This window comes from Nitrosococcus watsonii C-113 (genome assembly GCF_000143085.1).
Classification (GTDB): domain Bacteria; phylum Pseudomonadota; class Gammaproteobacteria; order Nitrosococcales; family Nitrosococcaceae; genus Nitrosococcus; species Nitrosococcus watsonii.
Window position 1 is genome coordinate 2,693,396 of record NC_014315.1, and the last position, 21,398, is coordinate 2,714,793.

Sequence of the window (21,398 nt, forward strand, 5' to 3'; positions counted from 1 at the left end):
ATACAGTGCGGTTCAAACGCTTTTCTAAAAATCCGGTTGGCAAGGACTACGTGGTTGGCGATATACACGGTACCTATAGCTTACTGGCGCAAGCGCTAAAACGCGTGAACTTTGACCCCAACCAGGATCGGTTATTCGCCGTTGGCGATCTGGTAGACCGGGGCCCCGAATCCCCTGACGCCCTCACTTGGCTTGAATACCCCTGGTTCCATTCCTGCCGAGGCAACCATGACGAGTTTGTTATTAACGCCCAAAACCCTGACTTTGATGGGGCCTGGTGGATGCTGGTTAACGGCGGAGAATGGTGGTTGGACCTAGATCCAACGACCCGACATCTTTTTTCGGAACGTTTCCAGCAGCTTCCTCTCGCCATGGAGGTTGAAATAGACCAGGGCAAGGTTGGAATCGTTCATGCTGACGTTCCTTCCCAGCTCAATTGGGCGCAGTTCACGGCCGCCATTGAGCGGGGCAGTCCCGCTATCCAGCAATATGCCCTTTGGAGCCGCAATCGCGCTACCGGCAAGTGTACTGTCCCGGTTGAGGGTATTGAGCGAGTCTACTGTGGACATACCGTCATCAAAAGCGGCACTATTAAAATAGTAGGCAATGTGTACTTCATCGATACCGGCGCTGCCTATGCCTTTCCCAGTGCTAGACTGACCCTCCTCCCTTTAACTGACCAGCAAAGCTAAGTTGCTTTTATATAAAGGGCAGCAAACTTCGTAAGATTAGTTTAATCATGGGTTTCATCCCCCGTGGCCACAGGCCGGGTTCCATCGGTGATCCACTGGCTCCAGGACCCAGGATATAACCGTGCCCCCTGAAACCCCGCAATTTCCATGGCAAGTAAATTATGGCAGGCAGTGACGCCGGAGCCACACATGCACACCACTTGCTCTGACGGTACCTCCCCCATCTGCTTTCGAAAAGCGCCTGCCAGCTCTTGGGAAGGCAAAAATCTTCCCTGCTCATCCAAATTTTGCTGGAAAGGGTGGTTTTTTGCCCCCGGGATATGGCCAGCAACCCTATCGACGGGCTCAAACTCACCCCGAAAACGTTCTGGCGCCCGTCCATCCAAGAGAAGATATCCAAGCAACGAGGCATGCTCTACATCTTCCACGGTGATCGTCATGGAGGGTTGGACCTGACCCTCAAAACGAGCCGGCGCTGGTTCAGGCACTATACTATTCAGTGGATACCCTTCCTCCCGCCAGCGGTGTTCTCCCCCATCTAAAACAGCTACGGCTTTGTGACCCAACCAACGCAGCAACCACCATAAACGTGCCGCAAAGGCACCCGCAGCGTCATCGTAAACAACAACCTGAGTCGTCGAATCCACACCCCAACCGCCCAATTTATCCGCCAACCGCTCTGGCTTGGGGAGAGGATGACGCCCGCTGCCGGGAGTCACTGGATCTGACAAATCCTCCTCTAGGTGGACATAACATGCCCCCGGAATGTGATCTCGTTGATAGGCGTACCAACCGGCTGATGAATCCATGAGATTAAAACGGCAATCAAAAATAACCCAGTTAGGCTTGCCGAGAACTTGAGCCAGCTCAGCAGGACTAATCATCGTAGAATAAGACATCTGATTCCCAACTATCCGCTTGTTAACAATACTAACAGGATAGAGGGTACTTACAATTTTACAAAAACCATATCCAACCCCAAGAACTTTTTAAATTTGGGGTTCTTGATAGATCCGCCTACCCTAGACAAGCTACTTGAAAGCTTGAATAAAAAGAAGCTGACTATATACTTTGCTGAATTCTAAAATCCCCCGATACTTAAGGAGAAACAAATGTTCTTGCGTCACTTTATCCTGACTGCGCTTGTCCTTTCTCTTATGCTTAACGCTGCTGCTTCAGCTCAAGAGAAAGAGCAGCCACCTATATTTGGATGGCTCGAACTGGCCAAATTTGTAAATTGGCCGGTAGTCGCCAAGGTCAAAATGGATACCGGCGCACTTAGTTCCTCACTCCATGCCACTAACCTGGAATATTTTCAACGAGATAATACCGAATGGGTGCGCTTCACGGTAGACATTGAAAATCAGCGCGGCCAGAAAGAAAAAGTTCAGGAAATATTTGAAGAACCAGTCTACCGTTTCGTAACGATCACTAGCTCGAACGGTGAAAGTGATCGCCGGCCCTCCGTTTTGATGAGGCTTTGTCTAGGAGGTGAAATTTACGAGGAACAATTTACTTTAAATGACCGCAGTGATTTGACTTACCCTATCCTATTAGGCCGGCGCACCATCGAGCACCTGGGGTTAATCGACGTTACGCGCACTTTCACGAGACAGCCCCAATGTAGCAACAAAGCCCCGGTGCATACCATTGAAGACCGAGAACTCAACAAAAATATCGGAATCTAACAGCTCATCCAATTGCAGGTACCCTAAATTGCAAAGGCAAAGCGATTAGATAATTAAGATGGGAAATACGGTACACCCTCCAATCATCACTCCCCACTGGCCCGCTCCAGCCAATGTTCGCGCCTATACTACGACTCGCAACGGTGGAGTCAGCCTCCCTCCCTATCACTCATTTAACCTTGCTGAACACGTAGGCGATACCCCGGAAGCGGTTAAAAAAAACCGCTTTCACCTTCACCAGTTCCTTTCTTTGCCTAGCGAGCCAAGCTGGTTAAAGCAGGTCCATGGCGCAAGAATCGTCTCCGCGAGCCATGGTCCAGGACAGCAAGGCGATGCCAGTATTGCCTATGGACCCGGCCCTGTATGCGCCATACTCACCGCCGATTGTTTGCCACTGCTGCTCTGCAACCAGGAGGGAACGCGGGTGGCGGCGGTGCATGCAGGCTGGCGGGGGCTGGCTGCAGATATTATTGAGGTCACCATTAGCGCTTTGGGCACTCCTGGAGAACATTTGCTGGCCTGGCTGGGACCAGCGATTGGCCCCCAGGCTTTTGAAGTTGGCCCCGAGGTAAAACAAAGCTTTTTAGAACAGGATAATGGCCATGCCCAGGCTTTCAATGCTGGCCGTCCAGGACGCTGGTTAGCGGACATTTACCAACTTGCGCGCCTTTGTCTAACAAGACAAGGAGTCCGATCTATTTATGGCGGCGAATACTGCACCGTTGCTGATCCGGAGCGTTTCTATTCCTATCGGCGGGAGGGGAAAACAGGGCGCATGGCAACGCTCATTTGGCTAGCGGCTGCTTAGGCTAGTCTGGTATGATCCGCCATTCTTCCAAGCTCCGATCAAAACGTGCACCGGATATTGTTTTTCACGCTCAGCAACATTGGCGATGCGGTGCTGACCACACCGGCTCTCGAAGCCTTACAGCAATGTTTTCCCGAAGCCGCTATCGATCTTGTGGCGGACCCGCGTTCGGCACAGCTATTTGCCCATTGCCCTTATCGGGGTCGCATCTTTCATAAAAAAAAGAAAGCCGGCTGGCAAGGACTGCTCAGCCTGGTGTATCAGCTACGCCGCGTTCCTTATGATCTGGTGGTTGACCTCCGCACTGATGGTCTGGCCTATCTGCTCAGGGCGCAAAAACGCCTGACCAAACGAGGAATTAAACCTGCCGGTCCCCATGCCGTAGAGCGCCACATGGCGATAGTGGCGTCTCTGCGGTCTCCCGCTGCGCCTATTCCTCCTTGCCGGGTTTGGCTGCAAGCTAAACAGGTGCAGTTTGCCAAAGCGCAGTTATCCCCCCTGCCGGGGCATCGCTGGCTTGCTTTAGGGCCAGGGGCGAATTGGCTCCCCAAAATCTGGCCCGCATCTGCCTTCACCGCACTAGTCAATACAGTCAAAAATCACTTTGATGGCGTAGTTCTTGTCGGCGGCCTCCAGGATCGGGAACGCAGCCAAGCCATCAGTGCCCATTTGCCATTGCCCTATGTTGATCTGTGTGGAAACACTGATTTACTGCAAGTGGCCGCAGTACTCCAGCAAGCCAGTATCTTTGTAGGAAACGACTCGGGGCTTGGGCATTTAGCGGCGGCAATGAATATTCCGACCCTAACTCTCTTTGGCCCCGGACAACCGGAACGTTATCATCCCTGGGGGAATCGTAACGCCTATGTATTAGCGCCCAATCGTCAGCTTGCGCAACTGCCAGCAACTACCGTTGCTCAGCGCCTCCTTCAACTTCTGGAGAAAACGCCATGATTCGTTGCCTACATCTTATAGGAAGTAAGCAATCAGGCGGTGCGGAGCGTTTTTATTGCCGGTTAGTTAACGCTCTGCACGAAACTACCGGAACTATCCTGGCGGCTTTACCTCCCCAAAGTACACTCAGAGAGGCGCTAAACGCCCAGGTTCCCCAGAAACCAATCTCCATGAGAAATGTCTGGGACCCCTGGGCTCGTTGGCAAATTAGGCGACTTATCCGCGACTATCAGCCTGACATTATACAAACCTATATGGGCCGGGCCACACGCCTAACTCGTATTCCAGGTAATGTTGGACCCATCCATATTGCCCGCCTGGGCGACTACTATAACCTTAAAGGCTACCGCCATGCCCACGCCTGGGTTGGCAACACCCGCGGGATCTGCCAGTACTTGGTGCAGCAAGGAATGCCTGCGGCGCGGGTATTCCATATTAGTAACTTTGTCGATCTTCCCCTGCCAGCAAAACTAGCTTTACTTCATCAACTCAAAGCAGAACTGACCATTCCAGAGGATGCCTGGGTGCTCCTTGCGGTTGGTCGTCTTCATCCCGTTAAAGGTTTCGAGGATCTTCTGGCTGCTTTCGCTCTTCTGCCCAAATCTATTGCCGGCCGGCCAGTGCATTTGCTCATCGCTGGTGACGGTCCCCTCAGACAGAAACTCCAGATCGAAGCTGCCAACCTCCGTCTAGAAGGGCGGGTTCATTGGGGTGGTTGGCAACAAAACCCTAGCGTTTTTTACCAACTGGCTGATATTTTCATCTGCCCTTCCCGACACGAACCCCTGGGCAATGTGATCCTCGAAGCCTGGAGCCATGGCAAACCGGTTATCGCCACTAACACCCAAGGCGCCCAGGAACTCATGACCCCCACTGAAAATGGATGGATCACTCCTAATGCCGATCCCAAAGCTCTCAGCAAAGCCATTTCCGCCCTTCTCACGGATGAGACTTTGCAAGCCCAACTAGGGAAAAATGGTTTCGCCACCCTCCAGCGTCATCATTCCCAGGAAGCCATCGTCACCGCCTATCTGAATCTCTATAGCCAGCTACTTGGCCATTAAGAGGAGAGAATATCCGGGCAAACCAGCCTTATCCCAGCATTCCGTCCTGGTGCAGGCGCGCCAGCACTTCCCCCGGCTGCAACTGTGCCAGACAACGGTGAGCATTCCGCGGGGGACACTCAGGAAGATAGCACGGGCTGCACGCTACCGGATGGACGAGAACACGCTGTTGCTGACCAACGGCATGGCTGCGGCGCCAATCGGTGGGTCCAAACAAAGCATAAACGGGGATAGCGGCAGCAGCGATAGCATGCATGGGCGCCGAGTCGGTGGTCACCGCAAAACGAGCCTGATGCGCTAAGGCAACTAGCTCCAGGAGAGAAAATACGCCCGTTGCATCCATACCGATATTTTGGGAGAGGGTTTGGTTTAATGCAGCATCTTCCGAGCCGCCCACCCAGATGACCACTATCCCCTGCTGCTCCAGAATCGTCCCCAGGGTAACAAAGTGAGCAGCCGCCCACCGCTTACTCTCCCAACGGGCGCTGGAACCGGCATGGATGAGGGCGAGCTTTCTTCCCAGCAGCCCTTTTCCTGCCAGCCAATCCTCCACTTTTTGGCGCTGCCCGCCGCTGGCTTCAAGATAAGGCCCCGCCTGCGCCAGTGGCAAACCCGCCGTTTCTAATAGCCGGTTCAAGCGGCTAAAATTATGCACGTCCTTGCCCACAATTCCCTTGTTAGGTGGGCAATGGGTATAAGGAAAACCCGGGCCTACCTTCGGTCATGAAATCGCGGCAGTCTGTTCTCGTTCAGGGAATCTGGGGTGGGGAGCACCCGAAGTGAAAGCGCGCGGGGCGGTAAAATACCCAAGGACCGTAATCTGGCCACCGCCGAGGACTGCGGGGAAGCGCGAATTCTCTAGGCTGGCAAGGCGAGGAGGGAACGAGCCAAAGCTAGTCATGGCAAATGCCCAAGTGTTTATAAGGCGTTCAAAACAATAGCGCGGTGCGATTAGCGCGGAATCCCTCCCGTAGCGCCAAACAGCCCAATCAGGAATAGCCTAATCAAGGCTTGGCCTGAAAACGTGCTAGGAATAGCGTTATTTTTCTAATGCACGTTGATAGGCGCGCTCTGAAAGTAACACATCAGGATACGTCTGAATACACCGCTTAAGCGCGTCTTTATCCATTTTGCGATGCCGCGGTCTGTGAACCTTGGGATGAAGGTCATCACTGCTGCGCCAACGGTAAATTGTATTGCGGAATTCTTGAATATGCGCTGCACTTCTTTCTGGCTTCCGCTCTCTTTGATAAAGGATACAACGCGATTTAATGTGGCAAGAGTTTTCCGGGCACATAATCACGCTATTTCTCGGCATTGTTTTTCATAGTCCACTGAGGTCTGATAATAGCTGCGGAGTAACACCTTTGGCGGTTATAAAACGCTTCAAGATATTCAAAAGTCTCTTGCTGGGCTTCTACCCGGGTCAGGTAACGCTGGTGGTGGGTGGGTTTGGTTTTGAGGGTATTAAAAAGCTCTCTGCAGAGACATTCTCCCAACAACATACCTAAGACTCATACTACACACGAAGCCATGCTCCCTGAGGGTTTTCTGATAAAGGTCGGAAGACTATTGACCGCCGTGATCATTAGCTCGGGGACAAGTCGGCGCTTCCAAAGAGCCATCATCAGCGCATCATGGGTAAGATGAGCGTTGATTCGCGCTGACATCATCCAGCCCACCACACACAGATCGGGAGTAGAGCTCGGGCAAAATGGCCAAGTCAAGCCAACCTTCCTCCGTGGGGATAAAGGTGATATCACCCACATACCCCCTATCGGGCTAGATGGTGGCCTTCTTCAAGCAATGCCTCCCGGATACCCCTAGCACCGTAGGCATAGGTCTTGCGGCCTTTCTCGTGGCTTACCTTGATCTTCTCTCCCAAACGACGGTTTGCTGTCTCTGGTTCTCAGGCCGTTCTAACGAGTCATAATGCGTACTTCATCTGCTTTGCCCCCGAAGCACTTAATCACGGCTTTGGCATTGCTGCTGTATCGACGCCGGAGCACTTCAATGGCAAACGAAGCGCTCTTATCCAACACCATATCATCAAAAACTATATAGCCTTGAGCCGTGGTGACCACCTGACCGCACGCATTCTCCCCGAACAGCCGCGGGGTAATTCGTTCACCCCGCCCGCAAGTAGCTATTTGATGGTATCGTGGTTCAATCTCTCGCAGTGACCGGTAAACTGCGTCAGCGTATAGTTGATCTAGCGGACTAACAGATATTGGCAATAATCCAAGCGCGTTACCGGTGCTTTCATGCCATAAGCCCTACCGCCCTTAAAGACGTTTTGCGTAAGCCCCGTCCTTAAATTATTTTGCCTTCGATTAGATAGAACGTCTTGCCACGATCATTTGCAAGAAAAACATCTACTCTTAAATCCTGAAAACATTTCCTATACCTAGCAAGCACCTCACTCTCGTTCTTAAAATGCCTTACATGTGATTCAAAAGGAAAATTCGGCACTGTACCATAGAATTTTGCCCCCGACCTGATCCGGTTTAGAACACCAATGTCATCCTCAACGTGCTCTAAGAACTCGGTACAAACAACAGCGGAATAGTCGCATGTCGTGAACAGATCTGTTTTGAAGGCATCTTGCTCGCTGAAGTTAAATTCAGGGCAAGCATTCTCTGCTTGAATGATACGCTTTGGACTGAAATCAAATCCATGATACTCCTTAACCCCTTTATCCCTTATTAAACAGGCTAGTTGCCCCGAACCACATCCAATTTCAAGTATAGAGTCGATTTTTGCCCTTACTATCCGATCTGATATTACTGTCCATAAAAAATAGTAATGTGATAGAGAATAATGGCATTTCCAATAGTCATCTTTCTCGAAGGATGCGTCATACCATGACGAATCCTTCTCTTCCTCTTCCTTTTTATCTTTCGATAGGAATACAGCCTTGACTCCACTCAGTATAATCGGCGGGGTAATAGCTTTGATTATATTCTTGATATCGTGTGTCATATAAATTCCTCTTGTATAATAATTTATTCTCAAGCAGATAGACCCTCATAAAGTGATTAAAATAGTACTCAATTTATTGGGACATCCTCGTAAAAATGAGAGATTATTCTTGCCACCACCAAAACTTGACGGTGGCCGTTTGCATATTAATACAAAGGTAGGGTTGTTATCAGATGCACTTTCTATGACCCCCATTGCAGTCACCGATAAATCCCTGCGGCCAACCTCCGCCTAGAAGGGCGGGTTCATTGGGACGGTTGGCAACAAAACCCTAGCGTTTTTTACCAACTGGCTGATATTTTCATCTGCCCTTCCCGACACGAACCCCTGGGCAATGTGATCCTCGAAGCCTGGAGCCATGGCAAACCGGTTATCGCCACTAACACCCAAGGCGCCCAGGAACTCATGACCCCCACTGAAAATGGATGGATCACTCCTAATGCCGATCCCAAAGCTCTCAGCAAAGCCATTTCCGCCCTTCTCACGGATGAGACTTTGCAAGCCCAACTAGGGAAAAATGGTTTCGCCACCCTCCAGCGTCATCATTCCCAGGAAGCCATCGTCACCGCCTATCTGAATCTCTATAGCCAGCTACTTGGCCATTAAGAGGAGAGAATATCCGGGCAAACCAGCCTTATCCCAGCATTCCGTCCTGGTGCAGGCGCGCCAGCACTTCCCCCGGCTGCAACTGTGCCAGACAACGGTGAGCATTCCGCGGGGGACACTCAGGAAGATAGCACGGGCTGCACGCTACCGGATGGACGAGAACACGCTGTTGCTGACCAACGGCATGGCTGCGGCGCCAATCGGTGGGTCCAAACAAAGCATAAACGGGGATAGCGGCAGCAGCGATAGCATGCATGGGCGCCGAGTCGGTGGTCACCGCAAAACGAGCCTGATGCGCTAAGGCAACTAGCTCCAGGAGAGAAAATACGCCCGTTGCATCCATACCGATATTTTGGGAGAGGGTTTGGTTTAATGCAGCATCTTCCGAGCCGCCCACCCAGATGACCACTATCCCCTGCTGCTCCAGAATCGTCCCCAGGGTAACAAAGTGAGCAGCCGCCCACCGCTTACTCTCCCAACGGGCGCTGGAACCGGCATGGATGAGGGCGAGCTTTCTTCCCAGCAGCCCTTTTCCTGCCAGCCAATCCTCCACTTTTTGGCGCTGCCCGCCGCTGGCTTCAAGATAAGGCCCCGCCTGCGCCAGTGGCAAACCCGCCGTTTCTAATAGCCGGTTCAAGCGGCTAAAATTATGCACGTCCTTGCCCACAATTCCCTTGTTAGGTGGGCAATGGGTATAAGGAAAACCCGGGCCTAGACCATAGCGCCGGGTAGCCCCAGAAAGAGCCACCATGGTTTTGCTACGGTCGCTCCCTTGCAAATCAAAAACTATTTGGAAACCCTGGCTGCGTATCCATCCCAGGGGAGGGAACAGAGACTGGATACCTTTTCTCGGGAAAGACTTCACTTTTAGATTAGGATAGCCTGCAAACAGGCCAGCAAACCCCGGCGCTGTAAGCAGCCAAACCTCGGCCTCAGGATAGCCCTCCACGATTCGTTTGATATGGGGGGTCGCCATGATGATATCACCGAGTGCCCCTAATTTAATGATCAGTATTCGCTGCATTTTTTATACAGTAGCAAAATTCACTGAGGTATGCTGTAAATAGATGTGGGGCATCTGATGATGCAGGAGGTTCTTCCCGTCGAACGGCTGCCCGCGGTGCGAACGCCTCGCATGCGATTGTTATGCGGCATTGTGCACATCCCATCCTGGGAACACTAACACAGCTGGATGGCACTTGAGTGCTAGCGCCAACTGCTTCGCCCTTTCCACTCCCAAGTTAACTCGATCATTTTCAATAGCGGAGATAGTGGATTGGGGAATTCCAGCCAGCTTTGCGAGTTCATTCTGACTCATTTCCTGAAGTTCTCTGATTATCCGAACTGATTCGCCAACACTAACGTCAATTTGTCTTTTTGCAATTTTGTAATTTTTCATACTATTTATTCCTGTAGTCGTGTGCAGTTATGTTGACAACCTGAACTAGTATCTGATCTTTTTTGATTCGATATATCACGCGAAATTGTTTGCCAAGTCTCGATGATCGATGGCCCTTCCATTCACCTCTTAGTGACTCATCGTGAAAACCTTTAATCAACCTAAGACCCTGAGGCCCTGATATAGATACGATATCTTTCCATTTTTCGTATCGTTTCAATATATCGGTAGGAATGGTTCGTAACTGTTTTGGAACATTCCGGTGTTCATAGATCGTCCACATACTAAAAATAGTATATATACTAAATATAGTATGACAATTTGTGCCGCCTAATCTGGGAGTTAACTGGTGGGTTTTCTCCTGGGTAATAGATATCTGGCATCTGATGATACAGGAAGTTCTTCCCGTCGAACGTCAAAACTCAGCCCCGCGAGGCACGAGCGTCGGCTGGAGCGCTTTGTTGGGCCGTTGAGTCAGCCACGAGAGCTGCTTCAGCATGCAATTTTAAGCCTAAGGCTCGTATGACCTTGAGAATTGTGTCAAAGCCTGGACTTCGTTCGCCAGAAAGTGCCTTGTAAAGACTTTCGCGGGACAGACCAGCATCACGTGCTACCTGAGACATGCCCTTGGCGCGGACAATATCGCCCAGAGCCTTGGCAACGAATGCAGCGTCCCCATCAGCCTCCTCAAGGCAAGCTTCTAGATAAGCAGCCATTTCCTCAGGCGTGCGAAGGTGCTCGGCGACATCGTAAGGGGTAGTCATGGTCCGTTCCTACAGGTTCCGAGCAAGGCGCAAGGCCGTCTTGATATCGCTAGCCTATGAACGTTTGTCGCCGCCAGCTAGTAAAATAATGACCTTTTTGCCTTGCTTTTTGTAGTACAGCCGATAGCCGGGTCCGTAATCGATCCGCAACTCTGAAACACCTTCACCCACAGGCTTAACATCCCCCGGGTTTCTGGCCGCCAAGCGCTCCCCCCGTACTTAAGATACGAACTCGGGCTTGGACATCGCGTAAACCATCGAGCCACTTGGCATAGGCTTCGGTCTTACGAATCTCAAGCATGATCAAACTGTAACATATCGTCAATCCTGATGTGGCAAGGGTTTTCCGGACACAAAATTACACCGCCTTTTGGTTCTGCGCCTCATAGTGAGCTGGCGTCTGATAGCCACTGGAGGAATGGCGGCGCTGGCGGTTATAGAACACCTCAATATACTCAAAGACTTCCTGCCGGGTGAGGTAACGCCGGTGATGGATGAGTTCGGTTTTGAAGGTATTAAAAAAGCTTTCTGCGGGGGCATTATCGTAGCAGCAGCCTCGACGGCTCATGCTACCTATAAAGCCATAATCGCTGAGAGTCTTCTGGTAGAGTTCGGAAGCGTATTGACTGCCACGATCACTGTTTTTAGAATATCCCGCTCCTCCTTTAAGCGGGCATTCTCTTTTCTCAGACGCTTGAGTTCATCATAAAGGTGTTCTTCACCCACCTTCTCCTCCTCCTGGTTAGCACGATGATACTTGCCAATCCAGGTAGGCAGGGTATGCTTGTTCACCCCTCACTCTTCGGCAGTCTTGCTGAACGGCTGCTCACTCTCTACTGCCAGCTTCACCGCGCGCGCTTTAAATTCCGCGGTAGTCTGATTCGCTCTCTACTTGGTATTCATCACAACACACTCTCCTCATTTTGCCTTTAAAATGACTTGAGTTCGTGTGTCCGCAATCGTCTAGCCACTTCACTATTGAACTCTCCAGCCCCGCAATGACCGGCATCTCGATTTGAAAACAACTCCTTATCGCCTCGAAATCAATGCCCGCCATGAGCCGTTCCGTGGCGGCAAGCCGCAAGGAGGTATCACACAGAGCCAGTCTGGCAGAGGTCTGGAGCTGGGAAAGGTGCGAGAAGTCGTGTTGGACAGGCTTAATATGCTCAAGCCATGACCGGTGTGAAGCAGCAAGGCTCTCGGCAATGCGGCTTGTCACGGTAGTCTGCTTTACCAACTCCTGCCAGTGTTGGTTGGCATTGGCTATCTCCCGTATTCGAGCCGCTGCTCCAGACATTTCGAGAGCACGGCTGATTTCCAACTGCTGACGACGTATCGGTTCCAGCGTGCGTTCCATCTGCTCGATCACGCTCAGATAGGACGGCTTGGCCAGCCGGTTGATGGCCTCCATATCCTGATGGAATTTAGCGAGAGCGGTTCTGGCTGTTTTGACAACCGTCCGACATTGCCGAGTTAACCCGCTTCTTTGGCCCGTTTTGCAGCACTCAACCCACCGCATCCAGGCCCCGCTATCTTGCTCCTGCCACCGGTTTGAGGTATTACCCGAATTTGGGAGCTGATCCGCTCCTTCAGGGCCGGCACGTGTGAAATCACGCCGATCAGCTTGCCGTCCTGCTGCAGGCCCGCGAGAGTTTCCAGCGCGGTATCCAGAGCCTCCTCATCCAGGGTGCCGAAGCCTTCATCCAGGAACAGCGAGTCCACCCGAACATTCCTGCTGGCCATGTGGGACAATCCCAGCGCCAGGGACAGGCTGACGATAAAGCTCTCGCCGCCGGAAAGGTTCTTCGTGGACCGAATCTCCCCAGCCTGGTAGTTGTCAACCACGCTGAGCTCCAGGGGCTGAGCATCGTCGCGGATCAGCAGGTAGCGATCGGTCATTTGCTGGAGTTGCCGGTTGGCGTGACCAAGCATCACTTCAAAGGTCAACCCCTGGGCAAAATTGCGGTATTTCTTGCCGTCTGCAGAGCCGATTAATTCGTGCAGGTTCTTCCACCTGCGGCATTCTTTTTTCTGGGCTTCGATAGCCCCTTGCTTCTCCTTTATCCGCTCTTTGGCGGCAGCATTTTCATCAAGCCTGTGCTTGAGACCGGCAATGATGTCTCGCAGCTCTTTCAGAGATTCCTCCTGTTCCTTGAATTGGGGCTCGAGCTCTTCCAGCGATTTGTCGGTAACCTTTTGGGCCATTGCCGTGGCCAGGCGCGTTTCCCGATCCTTTTGTCTGGCCTTCAGGTCGGTTTGACGCTCATCCAGCGCTCTAGCCTTATCCGCCAGCTCATCCCTCTGCGCAGAGGGCAGTCTGGCCACCAGCAGTTGTGCTTCAGTTGCAAAGCCCACGGATGCAAGCGCTGCGGAGAATCCGGCTTCCAGCCTACTCAGTTCCGGTGCTCGCTGCTCGATGCCTTTCTGCAGCGATTCGACCCGGGCCTGCGCGGTATTCCACTTTTGCTGGAGCGCATTGTGCCCTTCTCTGGCCCGCCTTTCGGCAGCTTCGGCATCAGCAACCGCCCTGTTCAAACGGCGCTCCTCATCATCGGGCTTCTTGTCGCCGTACAGCGCCTTGCGCTCTTCACTTGCGGCGGTGAGTGCCTTTTTCAAGCTCTCCAGGCGTTCCCGCTTTTCGGCCAGGGCGGTGTTTTGGGTTTCGATCACCGCACCCAGCCGCTTCATCTCGCTGTCGAGGTCGGCAATCTGTTTCTCGCTGTCCGCCTTTTTCCTGACCTGGGCCTGCCACGCCTTCAGCCGCGCGCTGAGGGTTTCGAGCAATGATGCAATGTCCGTTTCAGGGAGATCCGTAATACCCAGCGGCAGCAATTTGGCAGTAACGGCCTGACGGCGTTCGGCAAAATCGGCACCGAGTTTCACCAGGCCATCCTTCACGTCAGCCAGAGCTTTCTCGGCAGCCTTCTTGTCATTAGCCGCTACTGACTCCAGCTTGTCAGCCTCCGCCAGGTTTTTACGGGCCAGGCTTTCAGCTTCTTCGAGTGTCCTGATGGCGGCTTCCTGATTCTCGGCTTGGCTGATCAGTCTGGTCAACGCGTCGATCTGCTGTTCGGTTTCATCGGGAACAGGGACATTGCCTGACGCGAAGGGATGCTCGGTGGCGCCGCACAGTGGACAGGGCTTGCCGTCTTCCAGTTTTGCCCGGTGATCTTCAAGCTCGGCAATCTTGGTCAGGAAGGCCATTTCCCGCAGCAGGGTTTCCTTCTCGGTGCGGTATTCCCGCAGTAGACGGTCTCCCAGTAGCCGGTTCAAGGCCTCTTTGCCCCGCTGCAGTTGCCTGGAGGCGTCTTCCAGCTTCTGTTTGCCAATGCCGGATTGCTTCTGCCAGCTGTCGAGTAACTGTGTCGCCTGTTCCAGAACCTTCGCGGCCTTCTCTTGAGCAGCCTCTTCGTGAAGGATTTCATTTTGCCGGGAAAACAGCCCGTTCAGTTGTTCTTCCACCCCGGCCAGACCGCCGATCAGCCATTCATCTTGCGCATGCTCCTTGAGGTAGTCGTCTGCAAGTTCCAGCGTCTCCTGTGCCCTGGCACGTTTTTCCTGCTCGCCAAGCTTGGCTTGTTTGTCCGCCGCAATCCTGGCCGCCGCCTTTTTGCAGCCCGCATCACCCTCGGTAACCGCCTGCTGCTGATCAGCAAGTTTCTGATCGAGGGAGCGAATCGCCTGCAATCTCGGTGCGGCTACTTGCAGCTCATCCTTGGCCCGGGCGGTTTGCTGCTCGGCTGATTTCAGTGCCTCGGCCTGTGCCCTGGCGGCGGTCTCCAGTCCGGGAAGCGCCTCTTCCCCGGTTTGCAATGCGGCTCGGTCATCCACCTGCTGTTTGCGGGTGACGGTGAGCGTTGCGTAGACGCCATCCAGTGAGGCGGCGCTCAAAGCCCGGTTGAGCTTTTCACGCTGCGGCTTGAACGCCTCGACATCGGCTTGTAGCCTGCCCGCCTCGTCAGCGAGGTCGGCGATTTCCTGCTGCAGGCCACCGATGGTGACGAGCCAGGCAATGGCTTTCCCGGTCTCAGCGAATCTGGCGGCACAGTCTGCCGCTTCCTTGCGCCTTGCCTGCAGTGCCTGCCCGAGCTCCTGTTCCTGCTCCGGCTCAAGAATCAGGATGCCTGCCGTTTCAGCCTGGAGCAGGTTCAGTTGCTCCCTTTCTTCGCGCTGGCGCTCATGGACACGGATGGATATCCGGCTGTAGATCCCGGTGCCGGTGATCTGCTCCAGGATCGGCGCCCGCTCATCCGGTGCCGCCTGCAGGAAGGCGGCGAAGCCGCCCTGGGCCAACAGCATGGAACGGGTGAAACGGTCAAAGTCCATGCCGGTAGCGGATTCGATCCGATCAGCGACCCCTCTGATTTTGGATTCGAAAATCTCGCCGGAATCGGCATGGGCAATTTCGTGTTTCGGGGCCTGGAGTTCGCCATCCGGCTTCTTGCGGGCGCGGTGCTGGCTCCAGTGGCAACGGTGACGCCCGGCCTGGGTTTCGAAGGTCACCTCGGCAAAGCATTCGCCGGTCTGGCGGGACATGATTTCGTTTCCGCTCTTGGTGACCCTGTGCAGACGAGGCGTCCGCCCGTAAAGGGCGAGGCAAATGGCATCGAGGAGGGTGGACTTTCCCGCGCCGGTGGGGCCGGTGATGGCGAAGATGCCGTCAGACGCGAAAGCCGGATGCGTCAGGTCGATTTGCCATTCGCCAACCAGCGAGTTCAGATTCTTGAAACGTACCTGCAGTATTCTCATCGCCGGCCTCTCTATTGCGCCTGCACGTCGTCTTCAGTGAGAGACGAGACCGTTTCCCGGTAGGCCGCAAGCAGTTCCGGCCGCTGGTCTTCAGGCACCTCATGAGCGGCGAGGCAGCGTTCGAACACATCGTCCACGTTCAGGTCATCGAGCGTTTCCTCTGCATGGATTTGCCCCAGTACGCGGTCGATGATGCGGTTGTTTTTGATGCGGAGAATTTCCATCCGGGTGCCGGAAATTGCAGCCTCCAGGCGCTCACGCAGGTCGCCAATGACTGCCTCGCCTGCGTAAATGACTTCGAGCCAGATTGCCGATTCATCCGCGGAGCCGCTTGCCGACAATTCGCGGAGGCAGCGAGCGATGCCATCCCAGTCTCCCGTGACGCGCTCGAGCTTTTGAAACACCGGCACGTCGATCAGTTGCACGGCTGCAGCCCTGCTGTCGCCCGCGTCCCGGTCAAAGGTAACCCGGCAAACGCTCTTCTGCTGTTTTGCCTCGCCAAACCCCATGGGCAGAGGCGAGCCGCTGTAGCGTATGGTGTCGGAGCCGCTCACCCTTTGCGGAACGTGAAGGTGTCCAAGCGCCAGGTAATCAAGACTGGTGGGAAAAATCCCCGCCGTCACATGGGCCAGGGAGCCAACATAGAGCTCGCGCACGCCATCGCCGTCGAGGGTTTGTCCGCCAGCGGTAAACAGATGCCCCATGGCGACGATGGGAATATCAACCCCGAGTTCCTCGCGCTTGCCTTCGGCCAGGGCGGCGACGGTGGCGTAATGGGTGCGGATGCCGGCAATCAGCTTGCGCTCCTTGTCCTCGACGCTCTCACCCGCTTCCGCCACGCGGATGTCCCGGTCGCGCAGGTAGGGCACGGCACAGACAATCAGCGCCGGCGTTCCCTGGGCATCGGCGAGCACCAGAATCTCGTCCCGCGGGTCTTCGCACCTGCTACCGATCACATGGACATCGAGCGCCTTAAGCAGTTCCCTGGGAGCATTGAGAAAGGACGGTGAGTCATGATTGCCCGCGATAATCACCACATGGCGGCAGGAGGAAGCGGCCACCTGGCATAGAAAGCGGTAATAGAGCTGCTGCGCACGGTTGCTCGGGGCGCTGGTGTCAAAGACATCGCCTGCCACCAGCAGGGTATCGATGCCTTGCTGCTGAATCGTCTCCGCCAGCCAGGCCAGAAAGGCCTCGAACTCCTCGTAGCGTTTTCTGCCGTACAGGGTGCGCCCGAGGTGCCAGTCGGATGTGTGGAGGACTCTCATTGGGTAATCAATGCCTTCATTGGATCAAAGCGGCGGTCATCATCTTTTTGTATCAAGCAAAGCAGGATATTGAATACCCGCCTTTGATAGGCGGCATGTTTATTGGAGTTTCGCCATCGGTTCTGGTAGTAAGAGGGATTGAGCTTTTTTCACCCAAATTAGGCCATTCCTCGCGCTTGAAGAAAGGTCCGCCAATGGCGGTACAGCCCAGCCAACGCACCTGCCGCCTCCACCGCGGCAAGCAGATTGGCTAAACGGCGCTGAGGCCGGTCGGGATATTCATGGGCAAGCCGATTGCGGATTTCCCTCCAGGCGAACCAATCGGTGGCATTGAGCACATGCAATTTTTCCAAGCGGTCGAGCCGGTCACGCATGGGCCACTCCTCGAAAGGTTCGCCTAAAGCAGCCAAAGTCGCCGGCACGAGGCGCATCCCCAAGGCATCCTGGAGCTTCATGAAACGAAATAACACCTGATCCGCAACCCTCAAGCGGTGGGGATCTCCTTCAACCTCATTGAGGCTGGCTACCTCACCATAGACCGCCCAACTTGCCATTGCCTGCTCCAGAACCACTAGATGCCGATCCGCTTCCCAAAGCGCCGCTTCCAGCCTCGTCCTCGTCACGCTACCTCCAGGGGCAGGGCCTGCGCCCGCACCGTTTGCACGAATTCGTCCTCTTCGCCAGGCTCGGCCAATACCACATCTAGTTTGCGCTCTCCCAATCGACGCCATACCTCCGCCACGAAGCGCGCGCGGATTCTAGCGGTTTCCTCGGCAGACAACGATTCAGGAAGTTCGATCAATAAGTCAATATCACCTCCCCGACGCAAGTCATCCGTTCTCGAACCAAACAGAAACACACACGCCTCGGGACCAAAACATTTCCGCGCCGCCTCGATAAGTGCTCGTCGTTCAGGTATGGTCAGCCGCATCCTTAACCCTGCCCCCACACTATCTTTTATCACATCACAGTTTTAATTGCCGGTTCAATTATGAGAATAGCCCTGTTTCTCATTCATCTCACCCCGAACTTCAAGAGCCAAGGCCCATCTATTCGCATCCTACCCCCCAATAGGCCATTGGCTAAAAAAGTACTGATAACTTATCCTAGCAATTAAAATATGCGGATATAAACTTTACCTCTGATGAATACAAAATTTTTAAACTCTACCCACAATGACCATATATATCCCCTGAAAAAAGCCCCCCAATGGGACATCGCGGAATCTCAGCGAATCGTGCGAGAAAAACTAGGGGGGATAAAGGCGGATATCTACTTATTTGGTTCTAGGGCAGATGGAACCATGGGCCGCTATTCAGACATCGACATTGGCATAGATCCCTATGAGCCGCTGCCCGTAGGTCTCCTCGCGGAAATTCGAGAAGCTCTCGAAGAAAGCCAAATCATTTATCAGGTGGACTTGGTCGATCTGTCACAGACATCCCAAACATTCCGCCGGCGTGTCCTTGAAAAAGGTATTCAGTGGAAAGACTAAAGCAAAGAATTGGTACCGCTCGCAAAGCACTATTACGTTTTGGAAAACTAGCCAATTTATCTCAGCCTAACGATATTGAGCGCGATGCCAGTATACAACGCTTTGAATTCAGCTTCGAAGCCGTCTGGAAGGCCGCTCAGCGACACCTCCAGATTATAGAGGGAATAGATGCGGCATCTCCAAAAACCGTCATTAGGGCTTCCTTACAAACAAATCTTTTCGATGAGGACGAATCACGCCTCGCGCTGCAAATGGCGGACGACCGTAATCTCACATCTCATACTTATAACGAAGCGCTTGCCAAGAAGATCTTCTCCCGCTTAGGTGCCTACCATAAGCTCATGGGCAACTGGCTAAACCGCATGGAAGAAAGACTTGGCAAAAGTAGCGTCCCCCGCGCATGATCGCTAAATGCAAGTACGGTTATTCTAGCTAATCCGATTGCAGCAGCCATCGTTCCAAGACGGCATACACCTCCTGATCGGTCAACTTGCAATCCGACTCCTTATTCAAGAAAATTCTAACCTTTGAAAAGACCTCTTCGGAGAGAAGCGCGTTAATCAGGCTTTCTTGAGTGAGCGAGCTTGCTTTGACCCAGAGTTGCTCCAGCAAGCCTTTTCTTTTTATGCCATAACGGGAAATGAGGTAAAGACAATGAACGGTCTCATCATCCAGGCCGTTTCGTATGTCCACATCAAAAACGAGATGTGATTCTATTTTGCCGTCACACGTGGTTATCCTGTAAAGTTGCCAAGAGATCACGTTCGTCAGAATAGCCCACTTTATCCCCGAGTGGGCGCCATAAGAAGTCGCCTGAAATATTTGTCTATCCCGGAGCTTTGAGTTGATACGTTTGGCTTCAATAACGATGACATCCTCTTCTTGAACGGAGAGAACGTAATCAGCTTTCTTACCTTTGATTGACTCCTCATTTTTTATTTCATCCATTTTATAGCCTAGGGCATCCTGCAAGAGACGATCGAGAATCATCCGGGTACTGCTTTCATTCTGGTTCTTTTCCAGAGCGCTGTTAATATAAGGCAAATAGGTTTGTAGTCCCTTTTTAATCAGCTCTTTTTGTTCATCGATCACCGCTTGCCGGGATCGTCGAGTTGCTTTTTCCTGGGGCGCTACCTCATCTTCCGCCAGATCGTCCATGTTTATAGGGACGCCAAAATGCTCGGCCAGGGCTTTCAAGCCGCCCGAAAATCCTTGCCCGATAGCGCGGAACTTCCAGCCGGTATGATGGCGATAAATTTCCCCCAGCATCAGCGCCGTTTCATTGCCAATATCGCCGGTCATATTATAGGCGGCCAAACTATGATTAGAGGGAGTACGATCTACTAAACTTATACTGAGCAATTCCAGGACATCTTTTAGGTTTTGACGATGCTCCTCCCAGCCATGAATCGTCAGGCAACACACCAGTTTTTGTATTTCCTGGGAAATTTTCTTTAAGTGAATAATAAAACCCGTACTCTTATTATCGTTGCCTTCGCTGCTAATATGAACAACCGACTTATCTTCATCAATGCCATTATTGTAAAAGATAAAATCCTGGTCTTTTCTTACTTTTTCATTAGCATTGACAAGGAAAATACTGGCATCTATGTCCGCTTCTATTGAAACGTTATTTTTCATTCTCCACTTGATTTGAATATATAGATCCCTTGATTGATTAAGATCTTTGGATAGCCATACATTCTCGCCTTTCCTGATTGAAGCAGCCACGTTAAACTCCCCTGCTATTTTAACCCTATGGAAAGTTCATCGGCCTAACCGCGCCTATCTTCAGCGCAGTCAAGAAAAAGGTTGTAGTCTGGCTGATAGCTAATGACTGTATGCTTCTAAGCCACGGACAAAGCTCTCAACTGCATTGCAATTTTCTAGGTATTACAATACCTTGATTAAGTAATACTGAATGGAGGTTAACTATGGCCACGATCCTTACCCGTAAAGGCCAAGTTACGGTGCCAAAGAAGATTCGTGATTATCTCGGCTTGCGCCCAGGATCAGCGGTTGATTTTTCCCTAGGCCCCATGGCAAAGTGATTCTGCGTCCGACGGAAAATGCCCCACCAGAACGCCGTAAGGATCGTTTCGGCAAGCTGCGAGGCACGCTCGATACCGGCAGGACCACCGATGAATGGATGCATTTGCTGCGTGGCTACAATGCTGACGTCAACGACCCTGGCCTGAAATAATTCTGGTCGACACTTGCTGCTGCTGGATGTAGTGAAAGGCGATCCACACTGGGCGGACTGGTCGCTGACACAGCTAGAATGGGCTGCGGAACACGGCAAACTGGTGATCAACCCGGTCGTGTATGCCGAGTTCTCGGTGTGGTATGACAACATGGCAGAATTAGAGCGGGCCCTTACCAACTTCGATGCTACTCTTGAGGCATTATCCCGGGAAGCCCTGTTTCTGGCCGGCAAGGCATTCCGGCAATACCGCGCGCGGCGGGGAACACGGGCCAGCGTGTTACCGGATTTCTTTATCGGCGCGCATACGGCGGTACGGGAAATGCCGGTGCTGACACGGGACACTGCCCCCATTCGCGCCTACTTTCCGACAGTAGCGCTGCTGACGCCGCAACGGAGCTAGCCTTCCTTTACAAACGCCACTATATAATCACGTAGGGCGGGATGCGCTACGCTTTCCCGCCCTACCTTACCATACTGATTATCTGAGACGGGTTTTGCATTTTTTTTAGCCTAGCGACATCTATTTCCCAGTATAATTTCTAAAATCGGGTTCCATATGGTATTCAAGCTTTGTAACCCCATGCCGTTAATTGCACTATGCGGAATTATTGCAATACACATTGAACTAATGGCCTAAAGTAGCACGATTCTTTAATAGCTAAAATTACCACCTAAGCGTAATCCCCAAAATTAACGGTTTAGGCTCATGTATATTGCAAGCTG

At 52.7% G+C, this 21,398-nt stretch carries 30 protein-coding genes and 1 pseudogene; 10 read left to right on the plus strand and 21 right to left on the minus strand.

The features are described from left to right. The first annotated feature begins 50 nt into the window (after positions 1–50). A complete protein-coding gene (locus NWAT_RS12205; RefSeq protein WP_232420122.1) occupies positions 51–692 on the plus strand; it encodes a metallophosphoesterase in 642 nt (213 codons plus the stop codon). 41 nt (positions 693–733) lie between these two features. Here NWAT_RS12205 and NWAT_RS12210 read toward each other — a convergent pair whose 3' ends face one another. After that, positions 734–1,591, minus strand: a complete 858-nt coding sequence (locus NWAT_RS12210; protein WP_013221368.1) for a sulfurtransferase — start codon at positions 1,589–1,591, stop codon at positions 734–736. Positions 1,592–1,804: 213 nt separating this feature from the next. Here NWAT_RS12210 and NWAT_RS12215 point away from each other — a divergent pair, with 213 nt between their 5' ends. Genes NWAT_RS12215 through NWAT_RS12230 form a run of 4 tightly spaced genes read left to right on the plus strand, consistent with a single transcriptional unit; the run spans position 1,805 to position 5,206 of the window. Beyond that, positions 1,805–2,380: an ATP-dependent zinc protease family protein gene (locus tag NWAT_RS12215; protein ID WP_013221369.1), complete on the plus strand. Its 576-nt coding sequence runs from the start codon at positions 1,805–1,807 to the stop codon at positions 2,378–2,380. A 58-nt stretch (positions 2,381–2,438) separates the two neighbouring features. Further along, positions 2,439–3,188: a peptidoglycan editing factor PgeF gene (gene pgeF / locus NWAT_RS12220; protein WP_013221370.1), complete on the plus strand. Its 750-nt coding sequence runs from the start codon at positions 2,439–2,441 to the stop codon at positions 3,186–3,188. Between the two features lie 45 nt (positions 3,189–3,233). Next, complete coding sequence (locus NWAT_RS12225; protein ID WP_013221371.1) at positions 3,234–4,142, plus strand: glycosyltransferase family 9 protein; 909 nt, start codon at positions 3,234–3,236, stop codon at positions 4,140–4,142. Continuing rightward, positions 4,139–5,206, plus strand: a complete 1,068-nt coding sequence (locus tag NWAT_RS12230; RefSeq protein WP_013221372.1) for a glycosyltransferase — start codon at positions 4,139–4,141, stop codon at positions 5,204–5,206. Before NWAT_RS12225 ends, NWAT_RS12230 begins: the two co-directional genes overlap by 4 nt. Before the next feature lie 28 nt (positions 5,207–5,234). Here NWAT_RS12230 and NWAT_RS12235 read toward each other — a convergent pair whose 3' ends face one another. The 6 genes from NWAT_RS12235 to NWAT_RS12250 all read right to left on the minus strand — a co-directional run bounded on the left by NWAT_RS12235 (position 5,235) and on the right by NWAT_RS12250 (position 8,188). Continuing rightward, positions 5,235–5,861, minus strand: a complete 627-nt coding sequence (locus NWAT_RS12235; protein ID WP_232420123.1) for a glycosyltransferase family 9 protein — start codon at positions 5,859–5,861, stop codon at positions 5,235–5,237. Between the two features lie 384 nt (positions 5,862–6,245). Beyond that, a complete protein-coding gene (locus NWAT_RS18095) occupies positions 6,246–6,524 on the minus strand; it encodes an IS630 transposase-related protein (protein ID WP_013221373.1) in 279 nt (92 codons plus the stop codon). After that, positions 6,511–6,711 carry an IS3 family transposase gene (locus NWAT_RS18100; RefSeq protein WP_013221374.1) on the minus strand — a complete coding sequence of 67 codons (201 nt, stop codon included), beginning with the start codon at positions 6,709–6,711 and terminating at the stop codon, positions 6,511–6,513. Before NWAT_RS18100 ends, NWAT_RS18095 begins: the two co-directional genes overlap by 14 nt. Positions 6,712–6,720: 9 nt before the next feature. Then, positions 6,721–6,933: a hypothetical protein gene (locus tag NWAT_RS16775; RefSeq protein ID WP_157679914.1), complete on the minus strand. Its 213-nt coding sequence runs from the start codon at positions 6,931–6,933 to the stop codon at positions 6,721–6,723. A gap of 192 nt (positions 6,934–7,125) precedes the next feature. After that, positions 7,126–7,443 carry a hypothetical protein gene (locus NWAT_RS16780; RefSeq protein ID WP_157679916.1) on the minus strand — a complete coding sequence of 106 codons (318 nt, stop codon included), beginning with the start codon at positions 7,441–7,443 and terminating at the stop codon, positions 7,126–7,128. Between the two features lie 76 nt (positions 7,444–7,519). After that, positions 7,520–8,188: a class I SAM-dependent methyltransferase gene (locus tag NWAT_RS12250; protein ID WP_013221375.1), complete on the minus strand. Its 669-nt coding sequence runs from the start codon at positions 8,186–8,188 to the stop codon at positions 7,520–7,522. 210 nt (positions 8,189–8,398) lie between these two features. Between NWAT_RS12250 and NWAT_RS12255 the strand changes: the two genes are divergently transcribed. Then, a complete protein-coding gene (locus NWAT_RS12255; RefSeq protein WP_232420267.1) occupies positions 8,399–8,794 on the plus strand; it encodes a glycosyltransferase family 4 protein in 396 nt (131 codons plus the stop codon). 28 nt (positions 8,795–8,822) lie between these two features. Here NWAT_RS12255 and NWAT_RS12260 read toward each other — a convergent pair whose 3' ends face one another. The 13 genes and pseudogenes from NWAT_RS12260 to NWAT_RS12310 all read right to left on the minus strand — a co-directional run bounded on the left by NWAT_RS12260 (position 8,823) and on the right by NWAT_RS12310 (position 17,905). Next, positions 8,823–9,818, minus strand: a complete 996-nt coding sequence (locus NWAT_RS12260) for a glycosyltransferase family 9 protein (protein ID WP_013221376.1) — start codon at positions 9,816–9,818, stop codon at positions 8,823–8,825. 120 nt (positions 9,819–9,938) lie between these two features. After that, a complete protein-coding gene (locus NWAT_RS12265) occupies positions 9,939–10,193 on the minus strand; it encodes a helix-turn-helix domain-containing protein (protein WP_013221377.1) in 255 nt (84 codons plus the stop codon). 1 nt (position 10,194) lies between these two features. After that, positions 10,195–10,476 carry a type II toxin-antitoxin system mRNA interferase toxin, RelE/StbE family gene (locus NWAT_RS16295; protein WP_013221378.1) on the minus strand — a complete coding sequence of 94 codons (282 nt, stop codon included), beginning with the start codon at positions 10,474–10,476 and terminating at the stop codon, positions 10,195–10,197. 139 nt (positions 10,477–10,615) lie between these two features. After that, entirely contained in the window at positions 10,616–10,957 is a 342-nt protein-coding gene (locus tag NWAT_RS12270) for an addiction module antidote protein (RefSeq protein WP_013221379.1), read from the minus strand. Between the two features lie 54 nt (positions 10,958–11,011). Next, complete coding sequence (locus tag NWAT_RS18105) at positions 11,012–11,128, minus strand: hypothetical protein (protein WP_269724285.1); 117 nt, start codon at positions 11,126–11,128, stop codon at positions 11,012–11,014. A 4-nt stretch (positions 11,129–11,132) separates the two neighbouring features. Further along, positions 11,133–11,258: a hypothetical protein gene (locus tag NWAT_RS18110; RefSeq protein WP_269724288.1), complete on the minus strand. Its 126-nt coding sequence runs from the start codon at positions 11,256–11,258 to the stop codon at positions 11,133–11,135. 57 nt (positions 11,259–11,315) lie between these two features. Beyond that, a pseudogene (locus tag NWAT_RS12280) lies at positions 11,316–11,612 on the minus strand (integrase core domain-containing protein); the annotation flags it as partial. Continuing rightward, positions 11,531–11,749 carry a hypothetical protein gene (locus NWAT_RS12285; protein ID WP_083781439.1) on the minus strand — a complete coding sequence of 73 codons (219 nt, stop codon included), beginning with the start codon at positions 11,747–11,749 and terminating at the stop codon, positions 11,531–11,533. The gene NWAT_RS12285 and the pseudogene NWAT_RS12280, both read right to left, overlap by 82 nt. Positions 11,750–11,816: 67 nt before the next feature. Further along, positions 11,817–12,476, minus strand: coding sequence for a hypothetical protein (locus NWAT_RS12290; RefSeq protein ID WP_157679918.1), 660 nt, complete (start codon positions 12,474–12,476; stop codon positions 11,817–11,819). Then, positions 12,431–15,706: an AAA family ATPase gene (locus NWAT_RS12295; RefSeq protein WP_013221381.1), complete on the minus strand. Its 3,276-nt coding sequence runs from the start codon at positions 15,704–15,706 to the stop codon at positions 12,431–12,433. The genes NWAT_RS12290 and NWAT_RS12295 overlap by 46 nt, the downstream gene beginning before the upstream one ends. Before the next feature lie 11 nt (positions 15,707–15,717). Next, complete coding sequence (locus tag NWAT_RS12300) at positions 15,718–16,974, minus strand: exonuclease SbcCD subunit D C-terminal domain-containing protein (protein WP_013221382.1); 1,257 nt, start codon at positions 16,972–16,974, stop codon at positions 15,718–15,720. A gap of 158 nt (positions 16,975–17,132) precedes the next feature. Next, positions 17,133–17,597, minus strand: coding sequence for a hypothetical protein (locus NWAT_RS12305; protein ID WP_013221383.1), 465 nt, complete (start codon positions 17,595–17,597; stop codon positions 17,133–17,135). Continuing rightward, positions 17,594–17,905, minus strand: a complete 312-nt coding sequence (locus tag NWAT_RS12310) for a nucleotidyltransferase domain-containing protein (RefSeq protein ID WP_013221384.1) — start codon at positions 17,903–17,905, stop codon at positions 17,594–17,596. The genes NWAT_RS12305 and NWAT_RS12310 overlap by 4 nt, the downstream gene beginning before the upstream one ends. A 213-nt stretch (positions 17,906–18,118) precedes the next feature. On the opposite strand from NWAT_RS12310, the gene NWAT_RS12315 reads away from it, so the two are divergent. Both NWAT_RS12315 and NWAT_RS12320 read left to right on the plus strand, forming a co-directional pair. Next, entirely contained in the window at positions 18,119–18,469 is a 351-nt protein-coding gene (locus NWAT_RS12315; protein ID WP_013221385.1) for a nucleotidyltransferase family protein, read from the plus strand. Beyond that, the gene (locus tag NWAT_RS12320) at positions 18,457–18,873 is read left to right on the plus strand and encodes a nucleotidyltransferase substrate binding protein (RefSeq protein ID WP_013221386.1); all 417 of its coding nucleotides are present in this window, start codon (positions 18,457–18,459) and stop codon (positions 18,871–18,873) included. The genes NWAT_RS12315 and NWAT_RS12320 overlap by 13 nt, the downstream gene beginning before the upstream one ends. A gap of 28 nt (positions 18,874–18,901) precedes the next feature. On the opposite strand, the gene NWAT_RS12325 is transcribed toward NWAT_RS12320, so the two are convergent. After that, on the minus strand, positions 18,902–20,200 hold the full coding sequence (locus NWAT_RS12325) for a TerD family protein (protein ID WP_013221387.1): 1,299 nt from the start codon (positions 20,198–20,200) through the stop codon (positions 18,902–18,904). A 203-nt stretch (positions 20,201–20,403) separates the two neighbouring features. Here NWAT_RS12325 and NWAT_RS17575 point away from each other — a divergent pair, with 203 nt between their 5' ends. Together NWAT_RS17575 and NWAT_RS17580 are read left to right on the plus strand one after the other, a co-directional pair. Continuing rightward, positions 20,404–20,520: an AbrB/MazE/SpoVT family DNA-binding domain-containing protein gene (locus NWAT_RS17575; protein ID WP_232420125.1), complete on the plus strand. Its 117-nt coding sequence runs from the start codon at positions 20,404–20,406 to the stop codon at positions 20,518–20,520. Positions 20,521–20,823: 303 nt separating this feature from the next. After that, positions 20,824–21,075, plus strand: a complete 252-nt coding sequence (locus tag NWAT_RS17580; protein WP_232420126.1) for a type II toxin-antitoxin system VapC family toxin — start codon at positions 20,824–20,826, stop codon at positions 21,073–21,075. Positions 21,076–21,398: the final 323 nt, after the last annotated feature.

Coding starts and splice junctions, on each gene's coding strand:
- NWAT_RS16295 (WP_013221378.1), bottom strand. CDS start 10,476: ATGTGGACGATCTATGAACACCGGAATGTTCCAAAACAGTTACGAACC.
- NWAT_RS12210 (WP_013221368.1), bottom strand. CDS start 1,591: ATGTCTTATTCTACGATGATTAGTCCTGCTGAGCTGGCTCAAGTTCTC.
- NWAT_RS18095 (WP_013221373.1), bottom strand. CDS start 6,524: ATGCCGAGAAATAGCGTGATTATGTGCCCGGAAAACTCTTGCCACATT.
- NWAT_RS12295 (WP_013221381.1), bottom strand. CDS start 15,706: ATGAGAATACTGCAGGTACGTTTCAAGAATCTGAACTCGCTGGTTGGC.
- NWAT_RS12230 (WP_013221372.1), top strand. CDS start 4,139: ATGATTCGTTGCCTACATCTTATAGGAAGTAAGCAATCAGGCGGTGCG.
- NWAT_RS12315 (WP_013221385.1), top strand. CDS start 18,119: ATGAATACAAAATTTTTAAACTCTACCCACAATGACCATATATATCCC.
- NWAT_RS12260 (WP_013221376.1), bottom strand. CDS start 9,818: ATGCAGCGAATACTGATCATTAAATTAGGGGCACTCGGTGATATCATC.
- NWAT_RS18110 (WP_269724288.1), bottom strand. CDS start 11,258: ATGCTTGAGATTCGTAAGACCGAAGCCTATGCCAAGTGGCTCGATGGT.
- NWAT_RS12300 (WP_013221382.1), bottom strand. CDS start 16,974: ATGAGAGTCCTCCACACATCCGACTGGCACCTCGGGCGCACCCTGTAC.
- NWAT_RS18100 (WP_013221374.1), bottom strand. CDS start 6,711: ATGTTGTTGGGAGAATGTCTCTGCAGAGAGCTTTTTAATACCCTCAAA.
- NWAT_RS17575 (WP_232420125.1), top strand. CDS start 20,404: ATGGCCACGATCCTTACCCGTAAAGGCCAAGTTACGGTGCCAAAGAAG.
- NWAT_RS12290 (WP_157679918.1), bottom strand. CDS start 12,476: ATGCGGTGGGTTGAGTGCTGCAAAACGGGCCAAAGAAGCGGGTTAACT.
- NWAT_RS12270 (WP_013221379.1), bottom strand. CDS start 10,957: ATGACTACCCCTTACGATGTCGCCGAGCACCTTCGCACGCCTGAGGAA.
- NWAT_RS12250 (WP_013221375.1), bottom strand. CDS start 8,188: ATGACACACGATATCAAGAATATAATCAAAGCTATTACCCCGCCGATT.
- NWAT_RS12310 (WP_013221384.1), bottom strand. CDS start 17,905: ATGCGGCTGACCATACCTGAACGACGAGCACTTATCGAGGCGGCGCGG.
- NWAT_RS12265 (WP_013221377.1), bottom strand. CDS start 10,193: ATGAAAAATTACAAAATTGCAAAAAGACAAATTGACGTTAGTGTTGGC.
- NWAT_RS17580 (WP_232420126.1), top strand. CDS start 20,824: ATGGCAGAATTAGAGCGGGCCCTTACCAACTTCGATGCTACTCTTGAG.
- pgeF (WP_013221370.1), top strand. CDS start 2,439: ATGGGAAATACGGTACACCCTCCAATCATCACTCCCCACTGGCCCGCT.
- NWAT_RS12215 (WP_013221369.1), top strand. CDS start 1,805: ATGTTCTTGCGTCACTTTATCCTGACTGCGCTTGTCCTTTCTCTTATG.